The organism is Pseudonocardia pini (assembly GCF_013870575.1).
Classification (GTDB): domain Bacteria; phylum Actinomycetota; class Actinomycetes; order Mycobacteriales; family Pseudonocardiaceae; genus Pseudonocardia; species Pseudonocardia pini.
In genome coordinates, this window is record NZ_JACBXB010000248.1 from 1 (window position 1) to 7,077 (window position 7,077).

The 7,077-nt window shown below is 74.5% G+C and carries 7 protein-coding genes; 3 read left to right on the forward strand and 4 right to left on the reverse strand.

The annotated features are described in order from the left end of the window. Window positions 1-573, reverse strand: a 573-nt coding sequence (locus H5J29_RS15585) for an FGGY family carbohydrate kinase (RefSeq protein ID WP_246393914.1), incomplete at its 3' end; no start/stop codon positions are given. 27 nt (window positions 574-600) lie between these two features. Between H5J29_RS15585 and H5J29_RS15590 the strand changes: the two genes are divergently transcribed. Further along, the gene (locus H5J29_RS15590) at window positions 601-1,347 is read left to right on the forward strand and encodes an NAD-dependent epimerase/dehydratase family protein (protein WP_181781687.1); all 747 of its coding nucleotides are present in this window, start codon (window positions 601-603) and stop codon (window positions 1,345-1,347) included. Between the two features lie 7 nt (window positions 1,348-1,354). Here the strand turns inward: H5J29_RS15590 and H5J29_RS15595 are convergent, their stop codons facing one another. Continuing rightward, the gene (locus H5J29_RS15595; protein WP_220187460.1) at window positions 1,355-2,851 is read right to left on the reverse strand and encodes a deoxyguanosinetriphosphate triphosphohydrolase family protein; all 1,497 of its coding nucleotides are present in this window, start codon (window positions 2,849-2,851) and stop codon (window positions 1,355-1,357) included. Between the two features lie 10 nt (window positions 2,852-2,861). Next, the gene (locus H5J29_RS15600) at window positions 2,862-4,310 is read right to left on the reverse strand and encodes an MFS transporter (RefSeq protein ID WP_181781688.1); all 1,449 of its coding nucleotides are present in this window, start codon (window positions 4,308-4,310) and stop codon (window positions 2,862-2,864) included. Between the two features lie 84 nt (window positions 4,311-4,394). Here H5J29_RS15600 and H5J29_RS15605 point away from each other — a divergent pair, with 84 nt between their 5' ends. After that, window positions 4,395-5,345 (forward strand): Lrp/AsnC family transcriptional regulator, encoded by a 951-nt coding sequence (locus H5J29_RS15605; RefSeq protein ID WP_181781689.1) that lies wholly within the window; start codon window positions 4,395-4,397, stop codon window positions 5,343-5,345. Here the strand turns inward: H5J29_RS15605 and H5J29_RS15610 are convergent. After that, complete coding sequence (locus H5J29_RS15610; RefSeq protein ID WP_181781690.1) at window positions 5,336-6,757, reverse strand: cytochrome P450; 1,422 nt, start codon at window positions 6,755-6,757, stop codon at window positions 5,336-5,338. The genes H5J29_RS15605 and H5J29_RS15610 overlap by 10 nt on opposite strands. A gap of 76 nt (window positions 6,758-6,833) precedes the next feature. Here H5J29_RS15610 and H5J29_RS15615 point away from each other — a divergent pair. Next, on the forward strand, window positions 6,834-7,077 hold a 244-nt coding region (locus H5J29_RS15615; protein WP_181781691.1), incomplete at its 3' end, for a TetR family transcriptional regulator.

The window sequence follows — 7,077 nt, forward strand, 5'->3', positions numbered from 1 at the left end:
CAGGTCGCGGCGGTACTCGCCGAGCTCCCCGGCCGAGGCGTCGAAGTAGCCGGTGCCGGAGGCGTCGGAGCGGTCGGTGACCAGGGCGTCGAGGTCGCGGCCGCCGCGCAGCTGCCAGGTGAGCCAGTCGTGGGGGAGGCACACCGCGGCGACCCGGGACGCGTGGGCAGGCTCGTGCTCGGCCAGCCACCGCAGCTTGGTCACCGTGATCGACGCGACGGGCACGGTGCCGGTGGCGTCGGCCCAGGCCTGCGCGCCCAGCTCGTCGACCAGGGCGGCGGCGGCCGCGGCGGAACGGGTGTCGTTCCAGAGCAGCGCGGGCCGCACGACCTCGCCCGAGGAGTCGAGGCAGACCATGCCGTGCTGCTGGCCCGCCACGCTCACCGCGGCGACGTCCCCCAGCCCGCCCGCCTGCTCGAGCGCCTGCTGCAGCGCCGCCCACCAGTGCTTCGGCTCGACCTCGGTCCCGTCCGGGTGCGTGGCGCGCCCGGAGCGCACGAGCTCCCCGGACTCCGCGTCCCGGACCACGACCTTGCAGGACTGGGTGGAGGAGTCGACGCCGGCGACGAGCATGCCGCCCACCCTGCCAGGATCGGACGCGTGGAACGAGTACTGATCACGGGTGCGGCCGGGCGGATCGGGCGGATGCTGCGCGAGCGGCTGTCCGGGTACGAGCTGCGGCTGCTGGACGTCGAGCCGGTGCCGGGCGGGATCGCGGCGAGCGTCACGGACCTGGAGGCGATGGTGGAGGCGTGCGCCGGGGTCGACGCCGTGGTGCACCTGGGCGGGATCTCCGGCGAGGCCAGCTGGGAGCGCATCCGCGACACGAACATCGAGGGCACGTACTGCGTGTTCGAGGCCGCTCGACGGGCCGGTGTCCGACGGGTCGTCTACGCCTCCAGCAACCACGCGGTCGGGTTCGTGCCCACCGCCCCCGACCTGCCGGACGACCTGCCGCCGCGTCCCGACACCTTCTATGGCGTGAGCAAGGTGCTCGGCGAGGCACTGGGTGCGCTGTACCACGACCGGCACGGCATGGACGTCGTGTGCCTGCGGATCGGGAGCTGCTTCGACGAGCCCCACGACCTGCGCGGGCTGGCCACCTGGCTCTCCCCGAACGACTGCGCCAGGCTCGTCGAGGCGGCCCTGACCTGCGAGGAGCCGGGTTTCCGCACGGTCTGGGGCATCTCGGCCAACACCCGCCGCGTCTGGTCGCTCGAGGGCGGGGCGGCGATCGGCTACCACCCCGTGGACGACGCCGAGGTGTACGCCGCCGGGCTCACCGCGGGCCCGCCGGAGCGGGAGGAGGCGGGCCGCCGCTTCGTCGGCGGTGCGTTCACGCTCTGACGCGGTCCTACAGCGCCATCGCATCGGTCCACAGCCGGGCGGAGCGGCCGGTGAGGACGTCGAGCAGGGCGCCCGCCTGGGCGTCGGTCAGCGAGGCGACGTAGTCCACGACCGCCCGGCCACGGGCGAGGTCACCGACCTGGGCGGCGGCGACCACGCCGTCGTCGGCCAGGGCGGCGTACTCGGCACGGGCGAGCTCGACCAGGTCGTGAAGTCGCGGCGGCAGCGCGGGCGCGGCGGGGGAGCGGGCGTCGGCGAGCCACTCGTGGAGGGCGCCGACCAGGCCCGTCACGACCGTCGCCTGCCCGCGCTGGTGCGAGGCGAGGTCGGCGCGGCGCAGCACGAACTGCTGGTGGACGAACTTCAGCACCGCCACCTCGTGCCACTGCTCGGTGCCGAGCACCACGTGCGCCGCCCGCACCGGCGGGTCGGCCAGAACCCGGATCCCGCCGACGAGCCGGGCGGTCCAGCGTGCCGAGAACTCGGCGACGGCGCGCTCGGCGGTCATCGAGCCGTCGAACGGGACGGCGAGCAGGCCGTCGACCAGCTCGGACCGCACCCGTGCGACGGCGGCGGCGAACGCCTCGTCGGAGAAGACCCAGCCGTCGCGCTCGGCCATCCGGCGGCGCAGCCGGTCCAGGGCGGACCCCGGACCGGCGTGCGGTGCGGCACCGCCCGCCGCGGTGGCGACCCCGGCCTCCCACCCGCGCAGCTCGGCGGCCACCCCGGCCTGCTGCAGGACACCGACCCGGTGGAAGTCCTCGACGTCGTGGATCGCGTAGGCGATGTCGTCCGCGGTGTCCATCACCGAGGCCTCGACGGTCTGCTGCCACGGCCCGACGGGGAACGGCTCCCGTGCCTCCCGCAGCTCGCCGAGCTCGGTCAGGTAGGCGGAGAACTTGGCGGAGCCGTCGGTGCCGCCACCCCCGCGGGGCGGCAGGTCCGCGGTGCTCGGGTGCGGCTCCGGATAGCTGTGCCGGGTCCACGGGTACTTCAGGACCGCGGCCCGGACGGCGGCGGTCAGGCCCAGCCCGGTCCGGCCGGGCCCGTGCAGGTCGATCGTGGTGACGATCCGGAAGCTCTGGGCGTTGCCCTCGAATCCGTCGGTGAGGCCGAGCCGCTCCCGGGCGAGCCGGTCCAGCACCTGCTCGCCCAGGTGTCCGAACGGCGGGTGGCCGAGGTCGTGGGCGAGCGCGGCGGCCTCGACGACGTCGGGGTCGCAGCCACCGAGCTTGTCCACCTCGGGCCCGAACTCGGTCCCGAGCCGCTCTGCGACGGCCCTCGCGACCTGGGCGACCTGCAGCGAGTGCGTCAGCCGGTTGTGCAGCAGCAGCCCGGACCCGTTGGGGCTCACCACCTGCGTGACGCCCGCGAGCCGCGCGAAGAACGGCGACGCCGCGATCCGGTCCCGGTCCACCCGGAACGGCGAGGCCGCGATCCCGGCCCCGGTCTCGGCCGCCCCGGTCGCCCGCGCCTCCCGCCCGTCGGTCATGCCGTCGGTCATGCGCAGCAGACTATGCCGCAGCGGGCTGGGCCACCTCGGGGCGCCGGACCGCGGGGCGGACCAGGGCCAGGACCAGCACACCGCCGAGGATCCCCGCGATGCCGGCGACCAGGTACCCGTCCCGCAGGCCCGCGGCCACGGCCTCCTGCACCATCGGCAGCCGCGGCGCCTGACCGGAGGCGGCCGCCCCGACCAGCGCCGGATCGTCGACCCGCGCGGCGATCGCGGACCGGAACACCAGCCCCAGCACCGCCACGCCGAGCGCGTACCCCAGCTGCCGCGCGGTGTTCAGCGTGCCCGCGACCATGCCGCCGAGCTGCGGGGGAGCGGCGGACATCGCGGCGGCGGTCAGCGTCGGGATCGCCAGCCCCACCCCGATCCCGACGACGGCGAGCCCGGGGACCAGGATCCACGCCGTCGAGTCCGCGCGGACCAGGCCCTGCAGGGCCGACCCCACGCCGATCAGCACCATCCCGATCCCGACGGTCCAGCGCGGCGAGATCCCCTGCAGGGCGCGGCCCGCGACCGCGGACACGAGGAACGAGCACGCGGCCATCGGCAGCAACGCCAGCCCGGCCTCGATCGGCGTCAGCCCGAGCACGCCCTGCATCCACACCGAGGTGTAGGCGAGCATCGCGAACGCGGCGGCCATGAGCAGCAGCCCGGCGACGATCGTGGCCGCGAACGAGGTCGACCGGAACAGCGCGAGGTCCAGCAGCGGGTGCTCCACGCGCCGCTCGACCGCGAGGAACACGGCGATCGCGACCACCGCCAGGACCAGGAACGACACGGTGGACACGGCGCCCCAGCCGTCCTCGCCCGCCCGGATCAGCGCGTAGGTCAGCGACCCCGCGAACACGGTGAAGGACAGGATCCCCGGCACGTCGACCCGCACCCCGGGGCGCCGGGTCTCCGCGCACACGGCGAGGGTGAGCGCGACGGTCAGGACCGAGACGGGCAGGTTGACCAGGAAGATCCACCGCCAGCCCGCGTGTTCGGTGAGCAGCCCGCCGACCAGCGGACCGAGCGCGGAGCCCGCCCCGTTGACGGCTCCCCACACCCCGAACGCGACGCCGCGGTCGCGGCCTGCGTAGGTCGCGTTGAGCATGGCGGTGGTCGTGGCGAACATGAGCGCGCCGCCGATGCCCTGCACCCCGCGGGCGGTGATCAGGACCCCCGCGGAGGGGGCGAGCCCGCAGGCCAGCGAGCCGAGCGCGAACAGCGCCAGCCCCACCACGTACGCCCGCCGCCGCCCGACGATGTCCGCCAGCGAGCCCGCACCGAGCAGCAGGGCGGCGAGCACGAGGGCGTAGACGTCGAGGACCCACTGCAGCGAGGTGAACGAGGCCTGCAGGTCCGCGGCCATGTCGGGGAGGGCGACGGTCACGATCGTGACGTCGAGGAGCAGCATGAAGGAGCCGAGACAGATGGCCACGAGCGGCCACCAGCGAGAAGTCATGCGACGAGAATCGCCCTCGTCGGGCCTCGATGCGCAGCCACGACGGCATCGGTGCAGGAATCCGACACGAGATACCCTGTACTGATGGATATCGACGACCTCGACCGCCGGATCCTGCACGCGCTCGCCGTCGACGGCCGGGCGCCGTTCGCGCGGATCGGCGAGGTGCTCGGGGTGTCGGACCGGACCGTGGCGCGGCGGTGGGCGCGGCTGCGCGAGACGGACCGGGTAAGGCTGGTCGGCGCCGCCGACGGCCTGCGGCTGGGCGGGGCCCAGTGGATCATCCGGATGCACTGCCAGCCCGGCAGCGCGACCGAGATCGCGCACGCGCTGGCCCGCCGGGAGGACACCCGCTGGGTCCAGCTGCTCTCCGGCGGGACCGAGATCAGCGCGAGCGTGCAGGCCTGGTCACCCGAGGAGCGGGACGAGCTGATCCTGCAGCGCCTGCAGCGCACCGCCCCCGTCGTCTCGATCACCGCCCACGGCATCCTGCACACCTTCGGCGGCGGCCCGGACGTGTTCCACGGCCTGCGCGTGCTCCCGGAGGCGGAGATCGCCGCCCTGCGGCCCGTCCTGCGCGGCCCCGAGGCCACCGACCTCACCGACGCCGACCGCCCACTGATGCGCGTGCTGTCCCGCGACGGCCGCGCCCCGCTCGCGGAGCTGGCCGCGGCGACCGGGTGGTCGGAGTCGACCGTCGGGCGCCGGATCGACGCGCTGCGGGCGGCGGGCCTGCTGTTCTTCGACGTCGACGTGCCCGACGACCTCCTCGGCTACCACGCCTACTCCCGCCTCTGGCTCACCGTGTCGCCCGCGCACCTCGCGGAGGCGGGCCGGGCGATCGCGGCGCACTCCGAGGTCGCCTTCTGCGCGGCGACCACGGGCCGCAGCAACCTCGTCGTCTCCGCGATCTGCCGCGACCAGCGGGACCTGTACCGCTACCTCACCGAGCGGATCGGGGCCCTGCCCATGATCGGCGAGGTGGAGACGGCGCCGGTGATGCGGACGCTCAAGCGGGCCGGTGCCTATCCCTGAGCGGGCCGAGCCGTGAACCGCACCGGGATCCCGCCGACGGGCACCGGCAGCGAGGTGTTGTCCCACCGCAGTCCGGGCTCGGACTCCCAGCGGTGCGTCCGCAGCATCTCGTGCAGGATCGTCATCACCTCGTAGCGCCCGAAGTACAGCCCGATGCACTTGTGCACACCGCCGCCGAAGGGCACGAACGCGTCCCGGTCCTTCAGCGGGGCGGCGAACCGGTCGGGGTCGAAGACCGCGGGCTCCGCCCAGCACGTCGGGTCGTAGTGGTTCACCGCCTGTGCCACGGTCACCCGCGCGCCCGCGGGCACGTGGTACCCGGCGACCTGCGTGTCCCGCACCGCCGTCCGCAGGACGACGGGGACCGGCGCGTCGAGCCGCAGCGCCTCGGACACCACGTGGTCCAGGGTGGTGAGGGACCTCAGCTCCTCGACGCCCAGTGGCCCGTCGCCCAGCGCGAGCGACTCGGCGCGGGCCCTCTCCTGCCACTCCGGGTGCAGGCCGAGGTGGTAGGCCGCGGACGCCGTGGTGGTCGTCGAGGTGTCGTGCGCGGCCATCATCAGGAAGATCATGTGGTTGACGACGTCGGCGTCGGAGAAGGTCTCGCCCTCCGGCGTCGTCGCGTGGCAGAGGGCGCTGAACAGGTCGTCACCGTGCGTGGCGCGCTTGGCGGGCAGTGCCTCGCGGAACCACCTCTCCAGCGTGGCCCGCCCGGCCAGCCCCTTCCTCCAGCGGGTGCCCGGCAACGGGTGCCGCACGAAGGCGTTCGCCGCCCGCACGCAGTCCACGAACGCGCGGTTGATCTCCTGCGACTGGGGTCCGGCGTCCATGAACACCCGCGCGGCCACGTCGAGGGTCATCTGCTTGAGCGCCGGGTACAGCCGCATCCGCCCGGACCAGGTGGGCACGGCCGCCCGCACGACGGGCGCGGCCTGCTCCACGTAGCTCGCGATCCGCGGCGCGGTGAACGCCTCCTGCATGATCCGTCGGTGCGCCTTGTGCTCGTCGAGGTCCAGGAGCATCAGGCCGCGGTGGAAGAACCGGTCGATCATCGACCGCCAGCCCTCCTGCGAGAAGGCCTTGTCCCGGTTGACCAGCACCTCGCGGGTCGCCTCGGGCCCGGTGACCACGATCGACCGGCCGAACGGCCCGCCCATCCACCACACCGGCCCGTAGCGCTCGGTGCGGCGCCGGGTGAGGTCGCTGCCGAGCCGGACGTAGCCGAGGGTGTGGCCGAGCACGGGCAGGCCGAAGTCGCCGGGGATCTCCTTCGCGCCCGCGGGCACCGGCCCGTAGGCGGACGGGGCGCCGGGCTCGCCCAGCGCGCGGTCGACCGCGCCGGGCAGCGGGAGGGTGAGCACGGAGGAGTACCGGCTCCGGAGATCGGCACGGACCTGGTCGACGATGGCCATGCGGCCGACCGTAGACAGATCAGACAGATGTGTCCAGATCGTTGACGGTTGACGGTGAGCTGTCCAGGATGCGGGGATGCGTCCCATGGTCCGCCGTGCCCGCGCCCAGCTGCGTGCCGACGCCCTCGACGTGGCCGAGGAGCTCGTCGTCGCCGGGCGGTTCGGGATGCCCGAGCTCGCGGCGCGGCTCGGGGTGAGCAGACAGACGCTCTACAGCGAGTTCGGCGACCGGCGAGGGGTCGCGTCCGCGCTGGTCCTGCGCTCGACCGAGCGGTTCCTCGACGGCATCGAGGCCGCGTTGGCGGGGCAGCGGGACCTGC